The organism is Desulfotomaculum defluvii (assembly GCF_054657375.1).
This window is the reverse complement of the sequence record NZ_BAAHYV010000006.1, coordinates 761,670-787,185: the sequence shown is the minus strand read 5'-3', so window position 1 is coordinate 787,185 and position 25,516 is coordinate 761,670. Positions and strand designations below refer to the sequence as shown.

The following is a 25,516-nucleotide window of genomic DNA, read 5'->3' as shown; positions in this document are numbered from 1 at the left end:
ATATCCTTATCAAGCAATTAATTATATTATACTCCAACATAGAGGTCACGCTTTTTATCCAAGTAACCAATAAGTGCAGCTCCAACACCCTGGAGCAGTGTTTTGAATATGATCTGACCGATAATAGCCATTGGAACCGCTGTCCAGGTAATAAAACCAGCTCCCAATGGCGAAAGGCCTAGTATAACAAAGACGGAACTATCGAGTATTCCACCTGCAAATCCACTCCAAAATACTCTAACAGCCATTGGTACCTTGAGCCTAGAATATATTTCTGTATCCGTTGTTTCGCTTACGAGAAATGCTGCTGCCGACGCAAGAACGATTGCATAGGACTCTTTTAATAAATGGGAGCTAACAGCGGATAATATCATGGCGACTCCAATTACTAGATAAATCTTCTTTCTACCATATCGGTTCTGGACTAGATCTCTAAGAACAAAAGTGGTACCTATTAGAAATGTTCCTAAACTAATTAGAAATGGCCCAATTGCTACAGGCGCAAATGTTGAACTTATTATATTAGCAGTAATAATAGTTATTAGGTAAAGAAAAACGGTAACAAACCCCACCGATGTCTACACTCCTCGTATCATATATTTAAAATCCTACTATGAACGGTAATATGAACCGTTCTTTTTTTGGACACATTACTCTTTGAAACTGGAAAATATTAATTTTATTTTCTTTTCTTTGTTGTTGTTCAGTTCCGTCGTGGTTGTGGGGCTTGTGGGTAACCATGAAATGGTTAGCCATCAAACCCACAACCAGGCCAAACTCTAAAATTAGACTTTCCTTTTGCTGGTACTCAAGGCACAATGAAATCGTGAGATTGCATTCTGGGTAGGTATCACACTCCTTGAGGTTCGACCTCTCAAAAAGACTGACCCCCAGCCCATGGTCTGAACTTTTGACACGTAGGTTGCACAGCTTAACGGTTTCCCTTCCTGTTTGCAACAGAGTGGGAAGTAATAGGGGCGTTAAGTCCAGTGCTGATTGCCAAGCGCCGGAGATTTTTAAACGACCAGCCGGGTATGGATTCCCTGGTGGAACTCGTCTTAACAACTTGTCATTCCAATAATTTAGACCGCATTGTTATTGGTTTGGAGTCCACCTCTGTTTACAGCTGGCACCTGCAAATGGGACTGGCCTCCGACCAGCGTCTAGCACCATATGAATGCCAGGTCTATACCTTTAACCCTAAAGTAGTGGCTAACTTTAAAAAAGCCTATGTTGATCTCCCTAAAGATGACTGGACGGATGCCTGGGTAATTGCTGACCGCCTTCGCTTTGGTAGACTACCGGAAAACAGCCAGGTTGATTTTCGCTACCTCCCTTTGCAACGACTGACCCGCTTTAGGTATCACTTGATGCAAAGTGTTACCAGGGAGAAAAACTATTTTCTTACCAACCTTTTTCTCAAATTCAACACTCTTCAGCAAAATGAGGTGTTTAGCAATTTATTTGGGGCAACTTCAGAAGCCATATTAACAGATTTCCTTTCTCCGGATGAGATTGCGGCCCGACCGCTTGAAGATCTAATTGATTTCCTAATGGAGAAAGGCAGAAAACATTTTACTGACCCTGAAGCCACTGCCATAGCCCTAAAAAAAGCTGCTCAAAATGCCCATAGACTAAAGGGAGGCCTCCTTGAACCGGTTAACCTGATTCTGGCTACAAGCATTGAAACTATCAGGTGCCTAGAAAAACAACTTAAAGTAATTGATAAAGCCATAGCTAAAGAAATTAACTATTTTAAAAATACCTTAGCATCGGTGCCGGGACTTGGTCCGGTAACGTGTGCTGGCTTAATTGCCGAGATCGGTGATATTCGTCGCTTTCCCAATGACTCCGCCTTGGCTAAGTATGCCGGTTTAACTTGGCGGGGTCACCAGTCAGGTGAATTTGAAGCCGATGACACACCACTTACTAAGACAGGCAATTCTTACTTGCGGTATTACTTAGTACAAGCCGCTAATCTTATCCGGCAGTCTGAGCCTGAATACCGACAGTTCTACGCCCGGAAATTTCGGGAAAGTAAAACCCATCATCATCGCCGTGCATTGGTCCTTACCGCACGTAAATTAGTGCGTCTGGTTGATGCTCTGCTGCGCAGCAACCAACTATACATGCCCCAGGGGCAAAGGAGTGATTCTGCTTAACACCGGCTCAATTTCCATTTCTGTTACTTGTTTCCAGACCAATTTGGAAACAGGGTAGTTTTTTGTTGCCTTTTTTAAAGATTTAACTTGAAAATTATTGACCTTAGGGTCTTGATATATTACCGTAGGTCTTTTACATTATTAAGTATTATATTCAATTTCATATTTACTTTTCCTGCCAGACAAATTGTTACATTTTTTTCATGGTCGATTTAAATAACTAACTGGTCAAAATGCAATCGGATTTATTAAATTCGTTACTCTGTATAATATCATCTCTTTTTTATAAATAAAAGTTTGACAATATATAACTAATTATCATATAATTACCCTAGCCGGTACAAGGATTTGTGCCGGCTTTTCTTTTATAGCGGGCTCTTGTACCGGCAGGGGCCCGCGCTCGAGGGTATCCTACTATGAATAAAAGGAGGAATACCAATGGCTGTTACTGCTGAAATTTTTGGTAAATCAATAAGGATGCGCTGCCAGACTGGAGTTGATGGTCAAGGTTCGCCAATAATTAAGATCTTTACTTTTAAGGCAAAGGCTGATGCCCTTGATGCTGACATCTTTGCTGTGGCTAATTCTATCACGTTAGTTAACGTTTACAAGCAAGAAGATCATGAGCTGGTGGACGATGGTCTATAGATGTTTTGAAATCATGGCTAAATCTAAAATAGGAGGGAATCTGAATGGACGGTACTTTGGAGTTAGTTTTTGTTAACCAGGCCAGTTCAAAGGTTACGGTGGCGATCTGGTTGGTTATGCTGGTGCCGTGTTGTAACCCGCAGTGTTACTGAACTGGAGCTTTTTGCGTAAGTTAATTTGTTGACTGATTTGAGGAGGTGGAGGTTATTCCACACCTTTTTTATTGGCAGATCATAAAGTATAAAACTTTCTGACCTGCATAAGGGCAAACTAAGCTTCTGCCTGCGTCTAAAGCCTTGGCCGAATGGTACTCTTTTGTGTTTATCTCGATAGGCTTTAACCTTTACCAAGCATACTTTTCTTGTCTCTTGGTTCCCAACCACATCAACGTAATATTTGCATTCCTGGCAGGAGTTTTTGAACTTTTCACTGGTGGCAGGCATAATCATCTTTTTAAATAGAGGTGGTTATTGGCATAATAGTTTCTGATTTTGCTATCCATTTAGTCCCAGACCCTTTCCAGCAGCCATTGGTCTCTTTCTCGTACCAGGTCGCAGTCTAAGTTTCCATCGGTGTAACATCTGTAACGATCTCTATAAGGGTCCAAGCCCATGTTCCGATACCATTGCCAGTCCCGGGGTGATATTTGATAGGGATAACCTCTCTCTATTAAGTACCATTTGTTTTTCCACCGAAAGCTAAAGGGCTGACCATCGGGACCTGGGTTGACTTCAACCGGTTGTTTGTAAAGTTTACACATGGCTAATCACCCTGATGGTACGAGGTTGGGTGGGCTCCCATTGGATTTTACCCTGATCTTTTAGCTTGTAGAATCGTTTTTGGATAGAACTACTTGACCGAAGCCCAACGGCTTTGCCAAGTTCCCTCACAGATGGGGGATAACCCCTTTCACTAAGTTCCTTAAGGGTGTTGATAATTTGTTCATCGGTAATCATCTAACCACCACCATACATTTGTTTGGTTAAATTATAGCAAACATATGTACGGGCAGCAAGGTGAACTTCTAATTCGGTCCATTGTTAGAATATGATTGGGACTTCTAACCCAGCCACCAAGGTGGTCAACTATTATGTTAGCACTATAATCTTGAATAATATTCTAATTGAGACAACTAACACCAAGTGAAATTATTCATCTAAGTTCTTCAAATGGGAAAGTAACTCATTGGCCAAAAGCAAGGCTACTCTTCCTTTAATTACCGATGACTATTTACGGAGAGTTGCCGAAAGTGGTATGCAAGTAATGGATGCAAGGGTTAGGGGTTTGCAACAATTAAAAATGATATTATACATATTGAGGGGGTATTGAGTCATCAACACCAGAGTTAAAGAATCTCTTTTAGCGTTACCCAGGTATTAAGTGGACAACAGACTCTAAGAGAATTAGCTCTAAAGAAGAACTGGTATAGTCCATATAAACCAGAAGCAGAACAATTACAGGAAACATTCCAGTTTTCTCAGACTATAGCTGAAGCTCACTCATAAAAGATAAATGGATAAGACACCTAGCAGCAACTGTTGGGTGTTTCATTTTGGCCATGTAACAATTTTTACCTAAAGATAAGTCAAAATATTACATTATTTACTATGTAAAATCACTTTACAAATAAGTAATTTTGTATATAATCTTACTTAAGGGAAACGCCATAGTTTTAGTAATCTAAACATTTCTGTGTTAGGAAAGTTTCTAAGGTAGCTGGTTATTTTTAAAACCTGTAGTACCAAATTAAGGATCTGTATTAGTAAAGTAAAGTCTAGTAGTGATTCCCTGTAAGTCTGTAAAATTGAACGTTTAAGTCTAGTGGAGTTGGAAAAAGATAGTAAAAGCTTGGTATTTGGTAAGTAAACTGAGAAAGGTAATTTAAAATTTGGAGTTTAATCAAGATCGGTTGTTAGTTTCTTAATAGGCGTTTCCCGATTAATTAGAAACCCAGGTTATCCTGGGTTTCTTTTATGTCTTTATCTATTAAAATTGATAATGATTAGCAATTAGTGAAATCTCTAAGTTATTTCGCATTATGTAGCTTACTCACCAAGGAACTACGGAATAGTCATAGATCAACATTGTAGAATTAATCTTAAGAAATACACAAAGCAAAGATCCAACGTCCCAAAAGGGATCAAAGGGCTTTGCTTTATAATTAAGTGGTATTAGACGCCTCTCATAACGGTGGCTCTGAGACGCCGGAAAATACACCCTGCTTCTACCCTGGATTAATGGATAGCACAACTACCAGCAGCCCACTTATTGGTCTGGCTTTGTGGGTCGGTCTGCTGATAGTTGTGCCTCTGATCAAAGCAGAACAGTCCAGGTCGGCCAGATACCGGCAGCAGGGTTCGACAGGTTATCCTTATTCATCCACTTCACACCCTTGCTCCCGGTAACTGGCCAGCTTACGGGTCCTGGACCACCTTCGGCAGCGTGCCGTATTTGGGGCATTCCTATTAGGTCCGGCACCCTGCCTCTCCCTGGTGTCTTGGCCGCTGCGCCCTAAAGAGGCAGCGGCAGCAAAGGCAGTTGCCCCGATGGTTGACAGCGGCTGCAGTTTGGGGCGGCTGCGCTTGGAGATGTTATGTTAACAATTGCTCCCAGCATCCTAGCCATAACTTCGGCCTTACACTTCAAATTGGATCCAGTAACAATCTCTCATATTACCCGCTGGGGTCCAGGTGGTATATTTCACTCTGCCCCTAATACCAGTTGGCAGCCAGATGGCGAGGCCATCTTCTTTACCATATCGGTTTATAATTTCCCAGAGTGCTGCTCTCTCTGTTTTATTCATGCCGATAGCATGGCCCTGGACTTTATCACTTGTACCCACCAATATATAACCATCCTTTGGTTTATAGCCAAGGACGTTGATTACTATCTCTTTATAATCCTTTATCTTTACCCAATTCGCTGACCTTCGGTGTTCATAACGACTGTTTTTCTTTTTGGCCACGATGCCCTCTAAGCCATTTTGGGTTACAGCTTCCCAGAGAAGTAAACCCTTACCATCCATCCACTCTATTTTGGTAATTAGTTCACTGTTGTCCAATACCCCGGCGAGGATTGCTTTTCGTTCCAGCAGTGGCTGACTGGTTAGATTTTGGCCGTCAAGCCAGAGTATATCCCACACCACGTAAAAGGCTGGCCTTTTGGTAAGCAGTGTGGAGTTCTTTTCAGGTCTTGCCAGGTAGCGGCCCATTACCCCTTCAAAATCCGGTTTTCCTTCAGTAAGTACTGTAATTTCTCCATCAATGATAGCTTCGGTGCCATGTATTAATGGATGCTGCAGTTCCGGAAAAGCACTGGTACAATCTCGGCCAGTTTTTGATTGCAGGCGTACTTTTCCTTGGGAATAGTGCATGAGGCAGCGTACTCCATCTACTTTCCATTCGAAGATATGGTCGTCGGAATTGAACGGAGCAACAGCTTTTTCCAGTAGCATTGGTTTTACGGGAAAGGCAAGCAAGGTATCACCCCAAGGTAGTATGCCACGGCACTGTTGAAGTGATTTGTTTGGTTATTAAATAATATTACTTCGCAACAATGTAATGTTCATTACAATCCGTCCAAAGGTTGAATCCTTATTATTCTAATTTATCGTAAGTGTTTAGAGGTTATTGATTATATTTATCGAAAGATTACTTAAAAATTGTTAAGGAGATGATTTGATATTGGGACTTACAATTGCTTCAGCAGTATATATTATCTTTCTTTTAGTTCCTGTAATTCTTGGATTATTTTTAATTGTAACACTATGGAAAATTTCTAAATCTCTGGAGTCTCAAAGTAATTCTTTGAAAGAAATTGCGGAATCAATTAAAAACAACAATTATGATAGTTTTAATAAATAATTTTTAATGAATGCATTTTACTGGAAAACCCTTCTAGTGTAGACACCCAGGTGAACTTTGAGGTGATATAATGTCCAAAACAGAGGCTACGTTAGAGGCAAATCCGATTATACTAGGTTTTGCTATGTTTAGTTTTAATTACTTTGGGTTAGAACAATTTCTTGGGAATATTTTAGTAGGCACATTACTAATAATATGGGGTCTGTATAATGTTCGAAAGTGGACTGCCGAAGAAATCTTGAATCTTAATTCCTTAATTAGATTTATATTTAGCTTTCTTATACCTTTTGAATTCCTCTTAGCTGTATATAAATTGAAGATTATCTATGATAACTTTTATGTTTTTGGTGTCAATATTATTGTTCTATTTCTAGTTATTATCTTACTAATTGATAAGAAAAGAAAATTAGTTAAAATAAATTGATAAGTAAGAATCAGAATAATATTATTTAAAACCGTTGCTGATATTACCGAACACCCCGATATGCTTTGTCGCTTTTCATTATTGAATGAAACATAATGTAGATGATAGGCAGTTCAGGAAGTCATAAGGTATTTATATGATTATCCCCCCGTTTTCCTTCAAAATCTTCATCGCCTTTTTTTCCTCTCGGGGTTTGCAGTATAAAATCAGCATGATAAAACCTGTAAAATCTTTTGGCAATGGTCGAGACAGTGCATAGAGACCTGCTAGTAAACCTCCTGCAGCAAGTCCTACTCCTGTAGCAGTAAATAGTGCTGAATAAATAGTATTAGCTAGCAAAGGGCTAATAAGCTGTCCTAATTCATTATTCCCCAAAAGCCATGCCACAAGGTCTAGGCCTGCTAGAGCACCTAACAAAGCACCTATTAAGGCGGTTCGTCTCTCATCCTTAGTTAAAAATATCTCCTGTCCGACCTGCTGCTCATAGTCCTCTGCTATTTTGACACTGCGGTATTTTACCAATGAGTGGCTTGTTAATTCATTGTCTATTCTTTTCAAATCTGCATCTGGAGAAAATAAAGTCACAACCTTGTTTATAGCTACCACTCCCTTGTCTTAAGGCATCTTTACACCTAGGAGGTGATCAACTTCTTGTTGTACTGCTTGCTTGATCATGGTGTCATCACCAATAATCCAGCCAAAGTTAAATAACTGTTCCTGACTTGCCAGAAAGGTCGGTTGTACCGTTTTAAGGTATCTCACCACAGGCTCGGGTACAATGTCTTCCTGGACTAAGAGCATCGGTCCATGCTTTCCCCGGTGAGACAGAATACCGGCCGGAATTGCCATTTCTGGGTCCTTTGGGTTGACAAATATAAAGTTATGTCCTGGTTCAGCTATCCACCAGCCAAACATACGAGTAGTCATGGCAACCCAATAGCCAAATTTTGGCCCAAAGTCCGCATATCCCGCAAAGCCCACTGATAGAGAGAATGGGTCTTTGCCTGGAATACGCTGTACATGACCATACCGTCCTAATTCAAGGCTATTCCTGGAGGGATGGTTTTATCATCCCCCAGAAGGTAGATGAAAGCATCCTGTGGACGGCTTGACAAGGCCCTCCGGGTGGCTTCTGGAACTCCATCTTTGGTAACAAAGAAAGTGGGCGAACCAGCATGGGCAGTCCAAGATGAACTATAGATGGCTGCCTCTGGGGCATCATCTTCAGCAATCATCACCATATCATTATGATCCGAACCGCTTACCCCCTGTTCCATCTGACTGATATAACTTCGTAGCTCTGAGATGAAATCAACTCGCCCTTGTACGCCATAAGAAATGTCTTTAAGATCACCCAATATATAAGTATGATTGAAGGGACCTTCTGCCGGTGTAACCCACCAGTCCGGTGCAGTTGACCATAGAAACTTTTCCAGTGATGACGGTACCTTGGTTGAATCAGTAAGCAGTAAAGGTCCAAAATTTGGTCCGGTAAATAACTGCACTCCTGCTAGGATAAAACGCCAGTCTTGTTGTACCGATGCCAGGAGAAAGTGACGTGCTGCCTCAGTTGTGGACTGAGTAGCCTTTTAAACAACAGCAAGCCAGCCAACAGTCCATGCAAAAACAGTAGACTTGATAATTAGTAAAAATGCCTGCAGATTTGTGTTCTTCTGCAGGCATTTGCTTTCAATAATAATTGATAGTCAAGGAATGATTTTTTATTCTACTTCAAGATTTTGTAGCTGTCTTTCACTCATACAGTTGACTGACCTGTCAAGAATTCTTGTCCTTAGAAACTGACCTACTAAATCCACAATTATCACAAGAATTAGAATAGCTGCCACAAGAGTGGCCACTTCGTTATAGGCAAATAGTTGCATACTGATAGTTAATTGTGTGCCTATGCCCCCAGCCCCAACTAGTCCTAAAACGGTTGCTGCCCTCATGTTACATTCCCATCTAAACAAAGAGTAAGAAACCAGTACAGGAAGGGTCGCTGGAATCCGAACAAATAAAAGAACAGCCAGTTCACTGGCTCCGGAAGCTCGGCCTGTTTCCACCAGTTGTTGATCCACCGATTCCAAAATCTCCGAGTATAACTTGCCTAAAATACCGGTACTATGAACTGCCAGAGCCAATACCCCGGGAAAAGGCCCCAAACCCACAGCCACAACAAATATTAGTGCCCAAAGAAGTTCAGGAATTCCACGGAAAAGGTTTAGAATAAACCGTGATAGATAATACAAAATCCATCTGCCTAGCCACGATACTACACCACAGTTTCTTGCTGAATATTCTTCACCTCTTAATCTTAAGGCACCTACTGTAAATGGCAGGGCCAAGATTATTGCAATAACAGTTCCCACTATGGAGATGGCCAAGGTTTCAAGAATCATTCTACTGACATCTATTAAGAAATCTAAGCTTAACTCCATCGGCCACAGTCCAGACATAAAGTTCTTTATACTAGTAAGGTTATTTGGGTCTATGAAGGCAACCAGGTCAAATTTGGTTGCTTTAGCACTAGTTATAAAGAAAAACAAGAAAAGAAAGATAATTGCAAAGTTAACTATGCCGTTACTACTATGTTTAGGTATTTTGTTACTGGGCATAAGCGAACCTCCTTTGAGAAAGCCATCCATCTGGAGGTCCGTTATAAATTAGTCTTCCTTTATCCAACACCAATACCCGTGTGCAGTAATGGAGAGCAAAATCCTCCTGGTGTAAATTTGTAACGATAGTAACGTTCTTCTCACGGTTCAGTCTGGTGAAAATGTTTAGTATATTTTCTGCAGTTCTGGAATCCACCGAGGCTATGGGTTCATCGGCAAGAATTAGCTTTGCATTACCTAATAGTGCCCTGGCGATGGCAACCCGTTGTTGCTGCCCACCGGAAAGGTCAGTAGCCCGATCATATATCTTTTCGGCCAATTCCAATTTTCCCAGCACTTGCCAAACTTCCATTATCTCTTTTTCAGTTAAATGAAACAGTATCCGCAGTGCCTTATAGATTGGTACCTGACCAAGCTTACCCATTATCACATTGCGGGCAACTGATAAGCCGGGAATGATATTATGATTTTGGGAGACCATTGCAATACTAGAACGCAGTTTTCGTAAAGCCTGATGGCTTAATCCCCGCATGGATTGATTCATTACATAGAGATTTCCCTCGGTTGGCGAAATAAATCCATTGATAAGGCGGAAAAAGGTGGTTTTCCCGGAGCCGCTGGCGCCGAGTACTCCCACCATCTCACCTCTATATATGGTTGCATCAATACCCTTTAGCCCGACGACTCCGTTGGCATAAACTTTTACCAACTTCTCTGCCCGGACAATCTCGTGACTTTCCATATAACCTCCAATTATTTTAACAGGCCCAAACGTACTGCTTGTTCCTCTATATATTTGTAATCTTCAGCGGTAACCTTAGCAAAGCCCTCTGCCTTCATCAGTTTAAGTAATTCTTCATCCTTCATGGTTATGAACGCATCAATGACTTTGTTCTCCAACTCCTTATCCATTGAGTCCAGAACAACCCAAGGGTAACCCTCAATTAAATCAGACTTAGCTAGAATACGTATCTTACTTTTATCAACCTTACCATCATCAATAAGTTTGTTTAATATCCTACCTTCAAGACCACCGGCATACACTTTGCCGTTTTGAACTGCCAGTGCGGTGGCGTCATGCTTACCTGTATAAATAACATTGGCAAGATCATCGGGAGTCTTTAAGCCGGCCTTATCCAACATTATTCTTGGGTACAGGGAGCCCGAGGTGGAACTAACATCTCCAAAGGCAAAGGTTTTACCTTTTAGTTCTGCTAGATTTTTCACCTTGCTGTCGGCAGGGGTAATGATCAGACTGTAATACTTTGTAGTTTTGGTCTCACTATCAATCTCGGTGACAATGGGGTGAATCTTGGCTCTCTGCTTGGCCTGAACATAGGTTAGTCCGCCAAAATAGGCCATATCTAATTTGCCGCTGGCCATTGCTTCAACAACACCAGCGTAGTTATTGGCTACAAAGAGCTCTACCTCCATGCCAAGCTTGTCCTGAAGGTATTTTTTAAAGGGTTCATATTTAGCCTTCAATTGATCTGGAGCTTGGTTTGGAATAAGACCTACTTTTATAATCTTTTTACTGGTCGCTGAATCTTGACTAGCAGCCTTAGAGTCATTTTTTGATTCTGTTTCTGCCTTGTTACCACAGCCAATCAAGAAAATTCCTAGTAAGATAACAAATAATATTAAACTTTTTCTGCCTTGCACTTGATTTACCCCCCTAAAATAAAGACAGTAACACGATAACATAAATCGATTTTATACGTCCAATAACATTTTTTTATATTTATCCATGCTCTTATGAATTAATTTCATTTTACTTGGAACTGAAACTATTTAAGCATTGATATAATAAAGAAATAGACCCTATCTTAAACTGTACCCTGTAGAGTAGACACTAAAAAAAATGGGAAAACAGGCTACCCGGATAGGTAACCTGTTCTTATAGTTACATTCTATGAGCCATTGGTAACAGGAACAGGTAGACGTTAAAGGCCACTAATCCTAAGATCAGAATGGTATAGGGAATTAATGTACCCATAACTTCTTGACCTTTGTAGTTAGCTTTAGCAATACGGTAAGCTGTGTAGATGGAAGCAAAGGTTCCCAGAGCAAGTAATGCATACTGCAGGAATACAATGGTTCCCATACCTACTAAGGCAGCAGATGCCCCTTCATTCTTAATACTAAACAACGCCAGTCCTGTGAACAGCACAGACTTTCCTTCAGCTAACAGATGGAACAGGTTGTGAGCCATGTGACCGGCAAAGTCCAGCGGAATTAAAGCATAACCAAATTTGGTTAGGTTTATTATGGCATTGTCAGAGTTCTTAAGAGATGCCCACCAACTGACTAGATATAGGATTAAAACTGGAATAGCCATTGCAACGATAAAGGTAACGGTGAAGATCACATCTTTATTAGCAGTTCCTAATATACCAGCCATCCCCTGCTGAATATCTCCCCAAACTTCCAGCATGGTAATGTTCTGTACAAACACGATACCCATGATGACAATTGCCAGGAAAGATTCTTCCAGCTTAGGTTTACGGATAAACCACAGTTCTTTAGTAGGAATTCTTGTAGAAACTGTGATGGAATCGTTGGGGCAGTTCTTTACGCAGTCACCGCAGAAATTACAACGGGCACTGTTATCCATTGTTTTAGGAAATTCAAACATTTTACATCCCGGAGCTTTGTCACTACCCTTGTAACAGGCGGACACTGTACACTTGACACAAATTTCTGGTGTTCCCCGCAGTTCTAAAGCACCAGCACGGGAGTAGTTGCCGGCTAAACCACCGATAAAACATAGGTAGCGGCACCAGGTTCTTCTCTCAAAGAAGGCTCCAGCCACTATAACACCAGTGGTTAGCATAAGGAGTAAAACCCCAGAGCCTCGAGGAGATCCTACTATACCCCAAATATGGTCGGCCCAGGTGATGATAATAAACAGTGCATCAATAATCCAAATACCATACTTTTTTAGAAACTTAGGCACAGGTCGATTATTACCTACAAACTTCTGTACCAGGTCACTTACGGTGGCAAAGGGACAGATAGCGCACCAGAAGCGTCCTATTAATAAGAAGATCAAGGGAATAATGGGCCACCACAACACCCAGGTCATGGCTGTACCAAAGTTATCATGGGCTACTGCAATACCAACTAATAACTCATACATAATTACGGCAAACACTATTAATGTCGGCCATTGAAAAATACCAGGATACCACTTACTTTTTAATATATTTTTAAGCATTTGATTGCCCTTTTGTTCATTCATATTAATTCACCCCATTTACGCCTTTGTTTTCATAATAGCAGCAGCAATAATCACCAGTAAGTTAAAGGCACCAAAACCATAAATCACAGGCCAGTTAGGCGGAGTATTGGGATCACCACTACCCTCACCATGTCCGCCGGAAGCTTCATGTCTATCTCCACCGGAATCGTGGCTGCTACCGCTTGAATCATGCCCTCCACCACTACTGGAATCATGACTACCACTACCAGCAGAACTGTGTACATCGTTAGAAGTACTGTCATGCTGACTATGGCCACTAGAATTGTCTGTTGAAATCTCAGTTTCATTAGTGCTGTCCATGTTACTCATATCATGATCATTACTTTGTTGTTCTGAATTGTTCATGGTACTCATGTCGTGACCAGCATGGGGATCGCTGTCATCAGCGGCCGCCAATGCGCTGCCAACAAATGGACATGTTACAAGGACAAGTGCTAAAATAATACCAAATAAACCTACCCATTTTGACCTCGACCTCACATCTTTCCACCCTTTCAATCATTCACAATTTAACCCGCTACATTCCAGGTCACTTTAGAAATGATATCAGTTAAATTTCACATGACTGTTACAAAAATGACACGTTTTTGTAACAGTTAAATGGGTTAGGAAAATAGCTATTATAAGCAAAAGTATAAATATAAAAAACCGCTCGCAACTAATAATAAAGTTGGTAAATATCCTAAAATATCTTAAAGAGGTTTTACGATAGGTGTTGTAACAACTGCCACCAACAAGTATCAAGATTGTATCGATATTTGTCAGAAGTGTGCACAGGCCTGCTATGAATGCTTAAAAGCCTGCTTCAATGAGCCTGATGCTGCTGCAAGAAAAGAATGCATGAGCATGTTAGTAGAATGTGCCATGATGTGCCAAGCAACATTTTGATCAAATGAAGGAATTCCACAAAGAAAACGGCATGGGCCCTATTCCTTTAGCTTTAACCACCCGCTGAAATCTCCTTATAATCAAGCATATAAGCAAGCACAAGTATCAGGTTCTTTCTGATACTTGTGCTTTTCTGTTTAGGCTGATTAGATATCTATTACCTGTAGCTGCCCTTGAATAAGTCAATCAACTAAAACAAAAGACAACTTGCTAATTTTACATATTCCTGAAATAAATATTAGTGCCTGTAGGGTAACCCCCTGTTGTTTATTCCACCGCTCCCTTCAGTTCTGCCAGCAACGGAAACAGCCAGATGTGAGCCGTAGACAGGTAGAGAATCAGTCCAAGTATGTATAACACGCCAAATCTAGTTGTAAAGTCGTGAGGATCATTCAAACTCAGCCAAGCAAATAACACTAAGTCAAACAATAAGAAGATATAAGATATAAAAATGGGTTTTGCTTGGTTTGTCCTGTGGAAGAACCACCAAAGGGAACTGTAGCCAATAATCATCAGCAGGGGTAAGCCTGCGTCACCATTACCCTTTCCCCTTCAAAGCCTTATACTAATTTATCCAACGTTATTCAACTAACTTCTAATTACAGATATTTAAAGTAGCTGATTACCTAGTAAATCTATGCCTATTTACGCTTAAAGTTTTCTGCTGTATTGGCTATTAATAATACCCAGTAAAAGGGTGAAACTAGAGCCAGGAGGGGAAAATATGAATAAGGAACTAACCTTTAAAAGCTTGCCCCTGCGCCCTGGGCTTGGCTACCCCTACTTCTATTATGGTGGGCACCGGCAAAGGTGCTGAAAACGGTATACTTATTAAAAGTGGAGAGTATTTGGAAAAAGCCCATAAACTGAATTCTATTGTACTTGATAAAACTGGTACCATCACCAAGGGTGAGCCCACCCTAACTGACACTGTGGTACTTGATAAGAGTTACGCCGAAAACCCTAATGAGGGGAGACCTAGGTGGATTGGTTGCAAGCATTAAACTATCCCGTGCAACCATTAAAAATATCAAGCAAAATCTATTCTGGGCATTATTCTATAACACTGTGGGAATTCCGGTGGCAGCCCTTGGGCTGTTAAACCCTGTCATCGCCGGGGCTGCAATGATCTCTGAGCTGTTAACAGCTTTAAAAGCAATTTGAACAATATCTTTCATAGGCAGTGACTGAGAAATATCTCCGGAGGCTTTATGGGTTACTTCAGGCATATATCCAAGAGCTTTCTTATGATTAAGCATTATCCCGGTTATTGCTAAGCTTAAAAAAACAATACTCAGAACAAGGCCAACCCATTTGTGCAAAGAACGGCTAAAACGCAACAAGCTGCCGCTCTTCTTAATTTCTTTTTACATGGTCCAGGGTATGATGCAGCTGGTTATCTAACTGGGTTAAATGCTGCTTCTCCTCAAAACCTAAATTGTGTTTATTCTTTAGATGTTCTACCCCATTATGTAGTTGGTCCAAATCTGTTGCTAGATGCTCCACGTCATTTTGGCGGTTACCCATTCACACAGCCCCCTATTTGATAATGATTTTCAATATCAATTCTACTGTACATTATCTTTATCGTCAATGATTGATTACTGAAAATCATTACTAGAATTATAATAACAATATCAAGCTCAACGGATTAGCGTAATTTAAGCAGAAATATTATTAGTTTATCCGTTGCGTCTGACGAACACCGAATTGGGATAAATCTAGTAATTTCAAGGTCTCGCAGCTCATCGACCAAAATCTTGGACTTCTAATCCGTAGGTCAGGGGTTCGAATCCCTTCTGGGATGCCAATAAACACAGAATGGCAAGACTTCCGATGATGGAAGCCCTTGCCATTTTTCTTTTATAGGGAAAACTTCTAATATTCTTCTAATGTACGGTGTGGAACTATTGTAAGTAAGTATATTTTTACTTATTTTTTCCACTTCAACCTTTCCATCCGGAGAGGTGCACAAAATCATACTCCAATTGGCCCGGGTTGCCTTAGTACAGCATGTACACCCAGGGATAAACCTAGCTATAGAGAAATAAACCTTCGCCCATTGGCTGACCACTTGGCTGCATAACTTGACAAAGACACCTAAAAGCGGGTAATGGCAGTAAAATCAATACCTCTAGCGATTTTGCTAAAGGTATTCGTCCTGATAAGATCAAGAAAGTTTATACTGATCTGCTCAGAAAAAAGCCCGCTTAAAGCTTGAGCCAGCTTTTTGTTGCGATGATTAATTAAGTTGTGGTAATCTTCCTACATTCCAGATAATACCTTTTTTCTTCTGCCTCACCCATTGAAAATGTTTTTCTAGGTAACACCCCATCTAAAATAACTGTCTTAAATAAATCCTGTTTGTCCATTGGTTCAAGGTAAAAGCCTATGTTTCCATCCTGTGAAGCTAGGGAACTCAAAACATCTTCCCCATGAATATAATCAATTTTTAAGTTTCCTTCGTTTTCAGAAATATCATTTAGGGCCTTCTGGAGGGTTGCAACTTCTAGGTTAAATTTGGGATTATGAACTACTAATAGGCCTCTAGAAGTACCGGTGATATAGGGAATAACGTGGCAATCTCCATTAGCAGTAAGTTTTTTTGTCTCTTGCTCCAACTCTGCCCCGTTATTAAATTCTTGATAATAGGCTTTAGAGTTATTTCTATTACAATATCCAACAATACTATCTAATAAGTTTTTTCCATTGACGTTGAACACAACCCTGTGAATGGGTTCAAAGGTTAGTCCCTGATCATGAACGTTTACAACCTCTACCATAGCATAACGTGCAGGATGGTTTTCAAACTCACTTGATGTCAAACTACCTTTTATATTTTCCCAAACAGCTTTTGCAGTAGCCAAAGAATGGTTACCATCTCCGGCTGCGAACAGCAGTACATCTTTTTCTGGGCCTACCCCATATTTAGCCCTAAAGGATTCCGGTATTGCCAAGTTGACAAAGGCCTTCATGATGCTTTCTTCCATGGTGGGATCACTTACCCTATAACCCTTAATGTGACCACCATTCATCATTAATTCAAAATCATAGAGCAGTTCCATTCTGTCGGTTTGTACTGACAGGGGCTCAATTACTGTCATTTCCGGATCATCTATAAGGAGCATAACATGGGGAACTTCAATGGGAGCATTTTTCCTGACCTTTATTCTAGGAGGCAATCTGTCTAAAACTGTGCCTTCAGTGGCCCGAATTAAGGTCTTGGCACCAGGATTATAGTCATATTGCTCTAGGTCAATGGTAATTAGCAAACCCTTTCTTGATTCGGTATGGGCTGTTTTACGATCAATATAGATAAAGCCCCTTCCCTTTTCTAGCAACAGTTTATCGGCGATGTACCGCCTCATAGTATCGTTAATATTAGTTATTCTATCCTCTGCCCTACCTCCTTCTAGATAAACCTCAGGAAATATTAGGCGCAAAGTTGAAGGTTCCTCTGCTACAATCCTTTCCACCTCTGACCAGTATTCTGGCTGAGATGTATATTGATCGCAGGCCACAACTGACCACTTGTTTAAATCAATTGTCTTTTCCGGCAGAAGTACTTCCGGTGGTTTTATTCCTATTTTATTTATAGACAAAATTTTCAACCTCCAGATTAATCTTTTTGGGCGATATTATTTTCCCTTATTTTCAATATTTTAGTTCCCTAACCATATTTCACAATCAAAGTTTCTTTTATTGTATCAAATTACGACTATGTAATCATTACAAAAAACTCAGTATACATAATATTTTAAAGACTAGGAAAATATAATAAATTGCAAACATTGATCATCGCCAAGTATATGAATGTTGATATTGAAGAATTACGTGGGATAAAGAAGGAGCATAGCAGCGGTTGAGAATGGCTACGCCAATCGGGGCTGAGTTTAATGATTTCCTCAAACAGATCCACAGCAATGCGGCGAGAAATAACCACGTAGCTTTGCCGAAGCTGGCCTTGGCTCTTGTTTCGTACCTCCTTGAAAAAAAGATAATAAAAAATTAAATTCACTAATAAAAGGAAAGATTAAGTGCCTAGAACAATCATAAGAGGTCCCCATATGACTGCAACAGGCATATTACCTAAGAAGGAGATAACTTGTTCTTGAGAAATCAAGAGCAATTCTAAGCAAAAAAAGCAAAAACATTGGTGCAAATGTCATCTAGCTGTCAGACGGTGGGTGTATGATAATAATAAGAATGAAAATTCTAAAAAAGGAACGGAGGCGAATCTTATGTCCGAACTTATTAAGGATTTTGTTGGATTGGCGTTCCTGACGATGATTATTATCATTCCGCTGGTCGACCACCACCAAACCAGATCAGGTTTCAATGATTGGATCTATATACGCTAGTAGAAGTTAGAAAAACTTGGCTTGCTGCCCTGGCGCAGGAGCACCCTATATGACACGAATCCTAGTTTGCCCTTATGCTGATCAGGTAACATTATACTTTGCACAAAAGGAGTGGATTAACATCCACTCCTTTACCAGTTAGTTATAAAGACTTTTTTAAAAGCATTAAGTACGCCGATGTCACTGGTCTCACGAGCGACAAATTCCCTCCCTCGCACCTTCCAGTTTATCCTAAAAAAGGGTCCCCTGCATACATTACTAGATATATCTAATACTAGAACTTAAAGATTTTACTACTAGAGGAATGTTGGCCATTACCAGAGGTAACCCCATTTTTTCTAGGACTATTTTAGATATTATAATTGGATCAATAGCTGATTTATTACATACAGCTTCTACTACTGACTTATGTAGTAGTTGAAGGTGTTGAATTGCCTCTGAAATGACGTTATCAACTGATTTTCCTGTCCTTGGCTCATCCCAAGATGAGAGTAAGATACTTCTATTTTTAAGACGCTGTAATTTTTTAATGGATTCGATTAAGACAAGAGGATCATCATAAATTGGCATATCCCCAGGTAACGGTATAACATCACCTGAAAACAAGACATCCTCATTTTCTAAAACTAGGGAGATTGATCCTTCTGAGTGACCAGGTGTATGAATAACATTTAATCTTAACCCATCTTCCAAATCAATATCATCTCCGTTATCAACGGTCTTATCAATAGCTACTGAACCGCCTACTAAGGAAAAAAAGCCCGGCACTGGACGTTCCGCAAATTGCTTTTCAATGTTCTCTATCCAGTCCTTTTCATTGTTATGAGAAATTACTATACACTCTGAAAAGTCCTTTATTGCTTTAACTCCACCAATATGATCAGGATGTGAATGTGTTAGGGTTATTGTTGAAATATCCTTCGGGTCCCTCCCCATCTGGTGAATATATTTAAAGATCAAATCTTCAGAAGAAGCTACACCTGTGTCTATTAGGTGAATTTTTGACCCAAAGATAATAAAACAATAAACAAAGCGATTAATTGTTTTTTCCTTATCAATTTTAATCGAAAAAGGAATTTTCAATGCGTGAACATGTTTAGATACTTGCATTAGTTACCTCCTTAATTATTTAGCTTTACTTAAACCTCAGAAGATCTACTTGAATTTACATTAGAATATTTCACTAGCTGGCCATGTTGGCGATGCAATTATATAAAATAAAAACCTCCCGCCCGGCAGTTTTTAAAACTACCAAGGACGAGAGGTTACTCACGCGGTACCACCCTGATTGCTTTCACCTTATGGCGAAAAGCCTCTTAGTATCCCAAACAGGACACAGCTTTGATAACGGGTAGGCTAACCCGGCTCAGCCTAATAAGATATTGTTTCCATTATCCTTTCAGCTTACGGCTCAGGGGCGATATTTTCACCTGCACTGGCACCGGTTTTCAGCTACCCCGGTTCTCTGAGGCCATGTCACAAGGTTAGTGGTTCCCCTTCTCTGCCTTTTTTGTATTGTTAAAAGTATATCGATTCCAGTATTAGGTGTCAAGTGAATATTGTGATATATTAGTAAGTTGAATTTAAATATGTTAAATGTGACATTCTTATTGCCTTTGATTTTAAACCACTTTATATCTTTTCGAGCTTTTTTGCAATAGAAATCCTCTTTGCATTTCCACAAAATCTTTAAAATAAAAGGCCTAGTAAAGTTCTATTAAAGCGTCATTGACTAATTCATATTTTTTGATACCACAAAAACCCATATCAACAGTTATATAACGATCTTCAATATTGGCTACATAGGGTATTTCGGTATGAGACTTTGTATAACTAAGCACTTCTTTTACCTTTGCTTCTATTAGTTTATTGTTACTCCTCTTAAGTTCAATTACAAACTCTCCAACGGTAGCAACCCCCCAATCTTCTTCCCAGACGATGTTGGTTGTTCGAAACTCCATGTTCTTTACCTCCTTAACTTCTCATTTTAATTAATAGATTATGAATGATATATATTAAAACGCTTCCCAACTTATTTTTTTATTTCATCCTGTTTAGGGCTAGCATTAAGCCTTGAATAATGGCTTGTGGTCGAGGTGGGCAACCGGGCACATAAATATCAACTGGAACCAAGGAATCAACTGCCCCTCTGATGGCATAACTTTCACCGAAAATCTGCTCTCCGCTGCAGGCACATGCCCCCAGTGCCATGACCAACTTTGGTGTTGGTGTTGCCTCATAGGTCATCATAAGAGCCTGGGTAGAGTTACGGGTGACAGGCCCGGTTACCATCAGTAGATCGGCATGGCGGGGAGAAGCCACAAAGTCAATACCATATTGTTGAATATCATAAATGGGGTTGCAGACATGATTCATCTCGAAATCACAACCATTGCAGGAACCGATATCCAGATGCCTCACATGAAGAGAGCGTCCCAGCACCGAGCGAATTTTCTTCTTCAATTCTGAACTGCCGTTCTCCCCCAGAGAACCGCCTAATGTTGCTAATTTATAATTACAAGTCTGTTTTAAGCAGCCATCTTTGCAAGCTTCCACGCAGAGCCCACAAAAGACACAAGCCTTGTGATTAATAACTGGAACACCCTCGTATAATTTTATAGCGTTGGTCGGACAAACTTTAACACAGTCCTGGCAACCTCTGCAGGGTACATTTTGTTGAATGACAACTTCACCTCTGGAACGTTCCGGGGGTACTGCCTTTTCCCAGTGTTCTGTTACATTACCAGTGGCAAAAACTTTTTTCCAAACCTTTATCATGCAATACCCTCCTATCTGTCAACGCAGGCATAAGACAATTCATAGCTTTTATTAATGAGCGGGAAATCCGGAATAATGTTTCCGGGTGCTGCTACAGTTAGTGCCGGCCAGTTGGGATAAGCCGCAGCCCGAGCATACAAGCGGTATACAGTATTGTTCTCCCCCATCATCAGCCAGTGAATGTTGTTACCTTGGGGGGATTCACACCAACCGAACCCACTGCTGTAGGGCTTAATCGCGGGGATATCTACCTTCAAGGGGCCTTGTGGCATTTGGCTTAATATCTGACGGATCAGGTCCACGGTCTGCCTTACTTCATCTACACGAACCCACAGGCGGTCTGCTACATCACCGTTGTGGTAGACTGGAACATCAAAGTTTAGTGATGAATAACAGCCATAGGGGAAATCACGCCGGATGTCTACATCAACACCGGAGGCTCTGGCGCCTACCCCTACCAATCCTAAATCTAGGGCTGCCTGCCTGGGAACTATGCCGGTAGTCTCCACACGGTTAAGGAAGGCATCGTTCCCTTTAAAAAGTTCAATCATCTCATTAAAGTCTGGTATCAGTTTATTCAGCATCCCAATAATTTCAGTTGTTAATTGATTATTAATGTCCAGGCGAACACCACCTGGTACAACCATGCCACGCAGGAACCGGTGACCGGTAAGTGCTTCGTTAACCCGCATGATATCTTCTTTCATTCGTGCACCCGCCATAATTCCAACAGCAAAACCCATACCGGCACACAGGTTACCAATATCCCCAACGTGGTTATACAGTCGCTCCAATTCACCCACCAATGCTCTTAAATACTGAGCCCTTGGCGGAACGATAACTCCGGCAATGCTTTCAATAGCATGACAATAGGATAAGGAGTGGGCAACTGTGCAGATACCTGAGATACGTTCTACCCGATAAAAAGCTCTTTCTATGGGTGTCCCTTCAATGGCTTTCTCGATACCACGGTGCAGGAAGAATAACTTGGCATCCAATCGGATAATATCCTCACCTGCCTGGCTAAAACGGAAGTGGCCGGGTTCAATAATACCTGCGTGGATTGGACCTACAGGAACCTCAAACACTCCCTCCCCTTCTACCGTGGCCATATTAAAATCTTTCTTCGCCGTGGGTATAGGGGTCTTACTATGGAAGTCTTTTCGAAGGGGGAAGATTCCCGTTTGCCAGTTTTCATGCAGCACCAGTGGCCTCAAATCAGGGTGACCAATGGGCTTAAGGCCAAACATGTCATAAATCTCACGTTCATACCAGGCTGCGGCTGAAATCTTAGGGGTTATAGAAGGAAACTCCAATTCCTCGTTTTCAGACAAGACAGCTTTTATAATCTGCATCTTTTTACCTACTGAGAACAAGCAGTAGATCGCAAAATTACCATTTAATTCACGCTCGTCATTGGCAAACATGGACATGAGGCCATGCTGTCCGTCGGCATACAGCTCGTAGGCAGTTTCTCTTAATGCGGCAGCAGGTATGGTCCTATAATTGTTCATGTCCCTAACCTCCTATTACAATGTATACTGCCTGGGTTAAGATTTCGCTAATGGACGGTGGCAGATATAAACCACCAACTACAATTAAGCAGATGGAAAAACCAATTGCGGTAATGGTAGAAGACGAAACCTTGGACCCTTTGATGTCTTCAGGGGCATTACCGAAAGTCATTTTTAAGCAGTAGTGCATCAAACCAGCAAAGATTCCGGCCAGTAACAATAGAGTTAAACCACCTAAGAGCCACATCTTACTATCAAATATGGACATTACAAGGGTGAACTTACTAATAAAGATGTTCAAGGGAGGTGTCCCTGTAATAGCCAATATGCCAATGACAAACATGGTTGCGACGGCAGGCATAACCCTGGCAACTCCTTGTATTTGCTTAATGTGTTTAGTTTTATATTCCTGGCTGATGACTCCGGCTAGGTAAAACAAAGAAGACTTTGCAATGGCATGGTTTATGATGTGTAAGAGTGCAGCATAAACTGCCAGTTGGGTCCCGATACCGAAACCGATGGCAATAATCCCCATGTGCTCTACTGAAGAATAGGCAAGCAATCTCTTAACATCATGTTGTACCAATACAAAAGGGATCGCAATCAGGATAGAAAGAATACCTAGTCCAATCATTACAGTTTGAATAAATTCAGTACCAATGGTTCCTTTGATAATAATTACGTTACGCATTAGTGCGTAAAAAGCACAACTCAAAAGCGCACCGGATAATAGACCACTGACAGGGGATGGGGCCTGGCTGTGAGCGTCTGGCAGCCAGGTATGCATGGGAGCCAGACCAGCCTTCGTACCGTAACCTATCAAGATGAAAACAAAGGCTAATTTAACAATGTCAGGATTAAGGGTGCCACTGATGTTTTTCAAATAGAGCCAGTTTAGGGCATGGGTCTCGCCAACTGCATTTACCTGGGCGTAATAAAGAAACATGGTTCCTAACAAGGCCAAACAAATACCCACTGTGCAAATCATTACATATTTCCAGGCAGCCTCCAGTGCAGATCGATTGAAATAGAAGGCCACCAGCAGCGCAGAAGCCAGGGTTGTACCTTCAACTGCAACCCACATCAGGCCAAGGTTTCCTACAATTAGAACGCTAACCATAGCGAATGTAAATAGATTAAGCAGTGCATAGTACCGGGGAATCATCTTCTCGGCAACCTGCCCCTCTTTAACTTCCTTTTCCATATAAGACAAGGAAAACAATGTAGCAGTAAAGGTAAGTAGTGCTACAACAAAAAGAAGTACTGAACTTAGGTAGTCCACATACAGAAACTCACTACTAAATACTTTAATTTCAGTAATCCTGTAGATAATGGCCAATATGATGCCACTGGTTAAGGTGCTACCTAGCAGATTAGTATAACGAATTAAAGTAAGGTTCTTTTGTAGCAGTGTAATTAACCCTGTAATGATCGGCAGTGCTAACGCCCCTAAAATTAATTCATACATCGATATCACCCCTTCAGTTCATTTAATATACTGGTGTCTGTGGTCTCAAAGGAGTGTTTTAGCCTATGCGTGAGAATGACTAACACAAGCACAGCAACCAATATATCAAAAAAGATTCCCAACTCAATGATCAGGGGTAAACCGTTGGTAATCGATAAACCCAGTAGATATAAGCCGTTCTCCATGGTAATTAATCCAACAACCTGCATAATGGCCTGGCGTCGAGCCATTATCAACAGTAGGCCGATAACAGTTAAGGAGATTGCAGCTCCCAGCGTGTCTCCAGACACATTGGGTAATTCTTTACTTACAAAACCATAGGAAGCAATAATGGATAGAATCGCCATTAGGAAGGAAAAGTTAAAGTTAGCAATTTCCCTTTCATGCTTCAGTTGTGACGCAACTTTCCACAAGGCATAAGCGATTAAACCCACTTTAATCACTGCCGTAAGAATGGCAGCTATATACATATGGATTTCCCCAGTCTTAAGTCCAATTATCAAACAAGCCAGAGCCACAATCACCGATTGAAACCCTAAGATACCGATAGCAGTCCGCAAAGAGGATACCCTAGTTAAAAGGACTGCACCGGCTAAGAGCAGGACTGTTAATAATGTCATTTTATTCCCTCCTTGCTACATGGCGATGATCGCCAGTAGTGATAAGCAGCCAGTTGCCATCAAGAAACCAGGTATTCTAAACAGACGCATCTTGTTGGTGCTGGTTTCAATGGCAGCCAGTACAACAGCAATTACCAACACCTTAATGATCATCCAAACAACAGGTGGCACAAGATCTGCAGGGTTCCAAGGAATGAAGAGGTTGACCAGCAGCAGGATTGTTACCAGTTGCTTAATGGCAGAACCCCAAAAGATTAAACCAACAGAGCGACCGGAGTACTCTAAAACCATACCTTCATGTACCATTGTTAATTCAAGGTGTGTATCCGGGTTATCCACTGGGATACGTCCGGTTTCGGCTACTGTAAGAATCAAAAATGCAATGGCTGCCAGGATGGCGGAGAAGGAAATATCGGAATTAGCAGTTGCAGTGGCCATTTGAGATAATCCAGTACCATTAGCACGAATGGCTACCGTGAATAATGTAAGCATCATCACCGGCTCAACAAGAACATTGATAAACATTTCTCGGGAACCACCCATACCTCCAAAGGAACTGCCTGCATCCAGGGAGGCTAGGGCTAGGAAGAACCTACCCAGTCCCAGCAAGTAAACCAGGACGAAGATATTGTCATAGTGGAAACCCCTATCAAACATAAGGGTCGGTACCAGGGCAGCTGCACCCAGTGCGGTGGCAAAGTAGATATAAGGTGCTATATGAAAAATCCAGGAAACGGTTGGAGAAATAACGTTATCCTTGTTGAAGAACTTTGCCAGGTCGTAGTAAACCTGAAAGTAGCCAGGACCCCTTCTGCTTTGCATTTTTCCCTTTGTGTTTTTGATAACACCGGCTACCAAAGGAGCCAGCAGTGCCAGTACGATAACCTGTAATATCATAAATAATACTGACATG

Annotated in this window: 26 protein-coding genes, 2 pseudogenes and 1 other annotated feature; of the genes and pseudogenes, 5 read left to right on the top strand and 23 right to left on the bottom strand. The window is 41.0% G+C overall.

All coding sequences use genetic code 11. The features are described from left to right. Positions 1-26: 26 nt before the first annotated feature. The gene (locus ACYQ03_RS06515) at positions 27-572 is read right to left on the bottom strand and encodes a VUT family protein (RefSeq protein WP_459908550.1); all 546 of its coding nucleotides are present in this window, start codon (positions 570-572) and stop codon (positions 27-29) included. Positions 573-1,001: 429 nt separating this feature from the next. Here ACYQ03_RS06515 and ACYQ03_RS06510 point away from each other — a divergent pair. Next, positions 1,002-2,162: pseudogene (locus ACYQ03_RS06510) on the top strand (IS110 family RNA-guided transposase); the annotation flags it as partial. 438 nt (positions 2,163-2,600) lie between these two features. Continuing rightward, positions 2,601-2,810: a DUF1659 domain-containing protein gene (locus ACYQ03_RS06505; protein WP_459908548.1), complete on the top strand. Its 210-nt coding sequence runs from the start codon at positions 2,601-2,603 to the stop codon at positions 2,808-2,810. A 502-nt stretch (positions 2,811-3,312) separates the two neighbouring features. On the opposite strand, the gene ACYQ03_RS06500 is transcribed toward ACYQ03_RS06505, so the two are convergent. From ACYQ03_RS06500 to ACYQ03_RS06485, 4 genes are all read right to left on the bottom strand, one after another. Continuing rightward, a complete protein-coding gene (locus tag ACYQ03_RS06500) occupies positions 3,313-3,570 on the bottom strand; it encodes a hypothetical protein (protein ID WP_459908546.1) in 258 nt (85 codons plus the stop codon). Further along, positions 3,563-3,766, bottom strand: coding sequence for a LexA family protein (locus ACYQ03_RS06495; RefSeq protein ID WP_459908545.1), 204 nt, complete (start codon positions 3,764-3,766; stop codon positions 3,563-3,565). Before ACYQ03_RS06495 ends, ACYQ03_RS06500 begins: the two co-directional genes overlap by 8 nt. Positions 3,767-5,123: 1,357 nt before the next feature. Further along, positions 5,124-5,288 (bottom strand): hypothetical protein, encoded by a 165-nt coding sequence (locus ACYQ03_RS06490; RefSeq protein ID WP_459908543.1) that lies wholly within the window; start codon positions 5,286-5,288, stop codon positions 5,124-5,126. A 157-nt stretch (positions 5,289-5,445) separates the two neighbouring features. After that, entirely contained in the window at positions 5,446-6,288 is an 843-nt protein-coding gene (locus ACYQ03_RS06485) for an ATP-dependent DNA ligase (RefSeq protein ID WP_459908542.1), read from the bottom strand. 205 nt (positions 6,289-6,493) lie between these two features. On the opposite strand from ACYQ03_RS06485, the gene ACYQ03_RS06480 reads away from it, so the two are divergent. Beyond that, complete coding sequence (locus tag ACYQ03_RS06480) at positions 6,494-6,673, top strand: hypothetical protein (RefSeq protein WP_459908541.1); 180 nt, start codon at positions 6,494-6,496, stop codon at positions 6,671-6,673. A 556-nt stretch (positions 6,674-7,229) separates the two neighbouring features. Here ACYQ03_RS06480 and ACYQ03_RS06475 read toward each other — a convergent pair. The 8 genes from ACYQ03_RS06475 to ACYQ03_RS06440 form a co-directional block, all read right to left on the bottom strand. After that, positions 7,230-7,703, bottom strand: a complete 474-nt coding sequence (locus ACYQ03_RS06475; RefSeq protein ID WP_459908539.1) for a hypothetical protein — start codon at positions 7,701-7,703, stop codon at positions 7,230-7,232. Positions 7,704-7,712: 9 nt separating this feature from the next. Next, complete coding sequence (locus tag ACYQ03_RS06470) at positions 7,713-8,024, bottom strand: hypothetical protein (protein ID WP_459908538.1); 312 nt, start codon at positions 8,022-8,024, stop codon at positions 7,713-7,715. 107 nt (positions 8,025-8,131) lie between these two features. Further along, a complete protein-coding gene (locus tag ACYQ03_RS06465) occupies positions 8,132-8,602 on the bottom strand; it encodes a hypothetical protein (protein ID WP_459908536.1) in 471 nt (156 codons plus the stop codon). Between the two features lie 216 nt (positions 8,603-8,818). Then, complete coding sequence (phnE, locus tag ACYQ03_RS06460) at positions 8,819-9,712, bottom strand: phosphonate ABC transporter, permease protein PhnE (protein WP_459908534.1); 894 nt, start codon at positions 9,710-9,712, stop codon at positions 8,819-8,821. Next, the gene (locus ACYQ03_RS06455; RefSeq protein WP_459908532.1) at positions 9,702-10,454 is read right to left on the bottom strand and encodes a phosphonate ABC transporter ATP-binding protein; all 753 of its coding nucleotides are present in this window, start codon (positions 10,452-10,454) and stop codon (positions 9,702-9,704) included. Before ACYQ03_RS06455 ends, phnE begins: the two co-directional genes overlap by 11 nt. An 11-nt stretch (positions 10,455-10,465) precedes the next feature. Further along, entirely contained in the window at positions 10,466-11,374 is a 909-nt protein-coding gene (gene phnD / locus ACYQ03_RS06450; RefSeq protein WP_459908530.1) for a phosphate/phosphite/phosphonate ABC transporter substrate-binding protein, read from the bottom strand. 241 nt (positions 11,375-11,615) lie between these two features. Then, complete coding sequence (locus ACYQ03_RS06445; protein WP_459908528.1) at positions 11,616-12,953, bottom strand: 4Fe-4S binding protein; 1,338 nt, start codon at positions 12,951-12,953, stop codon at positions 11,616-11,618. A 15-nt stretch (positions 12,954-12,968) separates the two neighbouring features. Continuing rightward, positions 12,969-13,454: a hypothetical protein gene (locus ACYQ03_RS06440; protein ID WP_459908526.1), complete on the bottom strand. Its 486-nt coding sequence runs from the start codon at positions 13,452-13,454 to the stop codon at positions 12,969-12,971. 228 nt (positions 13,455-13,682) lie between these two features. On the opposite strand from ACYQ03_RS06440, the gene ACYQ03_RS18400 reads away from it, so the two are divergent. Next, complete coding sequence (locus ACYQ03_RS18400) at positions 13,683-13,862, top strand: four-helix bundle copper-binding protein (RefSeq protein ID WP_488193070.1); 180 nt, start codon at positions 13,683-13,685, stop codon at positions 13,860-13,862. A 749-nt stretch (positions 13,863-14,611) separates the two neighbouring features. Further along, positions 14,612-14,815, top strand: a pseudogene (locus ACYQ03_RS06435) (hypothetical protein); the annotation flags it as partial. A 105-nt stretch (positions 14,816-14,920) separates the two neighbouring features. On the opposite strand, the gene ACYQ03_RS06430 reads toward ACYQ03_RS06435, so the two are convergent. The 10 genes from ACYQ03_RS06430 to ACYQ03_RS06385 form a co-directional block, all read right to left on the bottom strand. Then, positions 14,921-15,121 (bottom strand): hypothetical protein, encoded by a 201-nt coding sequence (locus ACYQ03_RS06430; RefSeq protein WP_459908524.1) that lies wholly within the window; start codon positions 15,119-15,121, stop codon positions 14,921-14,923. A 97-nt stretch (positions 15,122-15,218) separates the two neighbouring features. After that, entirely contained in the window at positions 15,219-15,389 is a 171-nt protein-coding gene (locus ACYQ03_RS06425; RefSeq protein WP_459908522.1) for a hypothetical protein, read from the bottom strand. A 719-nt stretch (positions 15,390-16,108) separates the two neighbouring features. After that, positions 16,109-17,464: a DUF1015 domain-containing protein gene (locus ACYQ03_RS06420; RefSeq protein ID WP_459908521.1), complete on the bottom strand. Its 1,356-nt coding sequence runs from the start codon at positions 17,462-17,464 to the stop codon at positions 16,109-16,111. 1,017 nt (positions 17,465-18,481) lie between these two features. Further along, positions 18,482-19,333 carry an MBL fold metallo-hydrolase gene (locus ACYQ03_RS06415; RefSeq protein ID WP_459908519.1) on the bottom strand — a complete coding sequence of 284 codons (852 nt, stop codon included), beginning with the start codon at positions 19,331-19,333 and terminating at the stop codon, positions 18,482-18,484. Positions 19,334-19,473: 140 nt separating this feature from the next. After that, positions 19,474-19,734, bottom strand: a binding site (T-box leader). A gap of 192 nt (positions 19,735-19,926) precedes the next feature. Further along, positions 19,927-20,184 carry a hypothetical protein gene (locus ACYQ03_RS06410; protein WP_459908518.1) on the bottom strand — a complete coding sequence of 86 codons (258 nt, stop codon included), beginning with the start codon at positions 20,182-20,184 and terminating at the stop codon, positions 19,927-19,929. Positions 20,185-20,263: 79 nt separating this feature from the next. Next, positions 20,264-21,001 carry an NADH-quinone oxidoreductase subunit NuoB gene (nuoB, locus tag ACYQ03_RS06405; RefSeq protein WP_459908516.1) on the bottom strand — a complete coding sequence of 246 codons (738 nt, stop codon included), beginning with the start codon at positions 20,999-21,001 and terminating at the stop codon, positions 20,264-20,266. Between the two features lie 11 nt (positions 21,002-21,012). Continuing rightward, positions 21,013-22,515 (bottom strand): hydrogenase large subunit, encoded by a 1,503-nt coding sequence (locus ACYQ03_RS06400; protein ID WP_459908514.1) that lies wholly within the window; start codon positions 22,513-22,515, stop codon positions 21,013-21,015. Between the two features lie 4 nt (positions 22,516-22,519). Then, on the bottom strand, positions 22,520-23,983 hold the full coding sequence (locus ACYQ03_RS06395) for a hydrogenase 4 subunit F (RefSeq protein WP_459908512.1): 1,464 nt from the start codon (positions 23,981-23,983) through the stop codon (positions 22,520-22,522). A gap of 5 nt (positions 23,984-23,988) precedes the next feature. Then, on the bottom strand, positions 23,989-24,603 hold the full coding sequence (locus ACYQ03_RS06390; protein WP_459908511.1) for a hydrogenase: 615 nt from the start codon (positions 24,601-24,603) through the stop codon (positions 23,989-23,991). Positions 24,604-24,618: 15 nt separating this feature from the next. Continuing rightward, complete coding sequence (locus tag ACYQ03_RS06385) at positions 24,619-25,515, bottom strand: respiratory chain complex I subunit 1 family protein (RefSeq protein WP_459908509.1); 897 nt, start codon at positions 25,513-25,515, stop codon at positions 24,619-24,621. Between the last annotated feature and the right edge of the window lies 1 nt (position 25,516).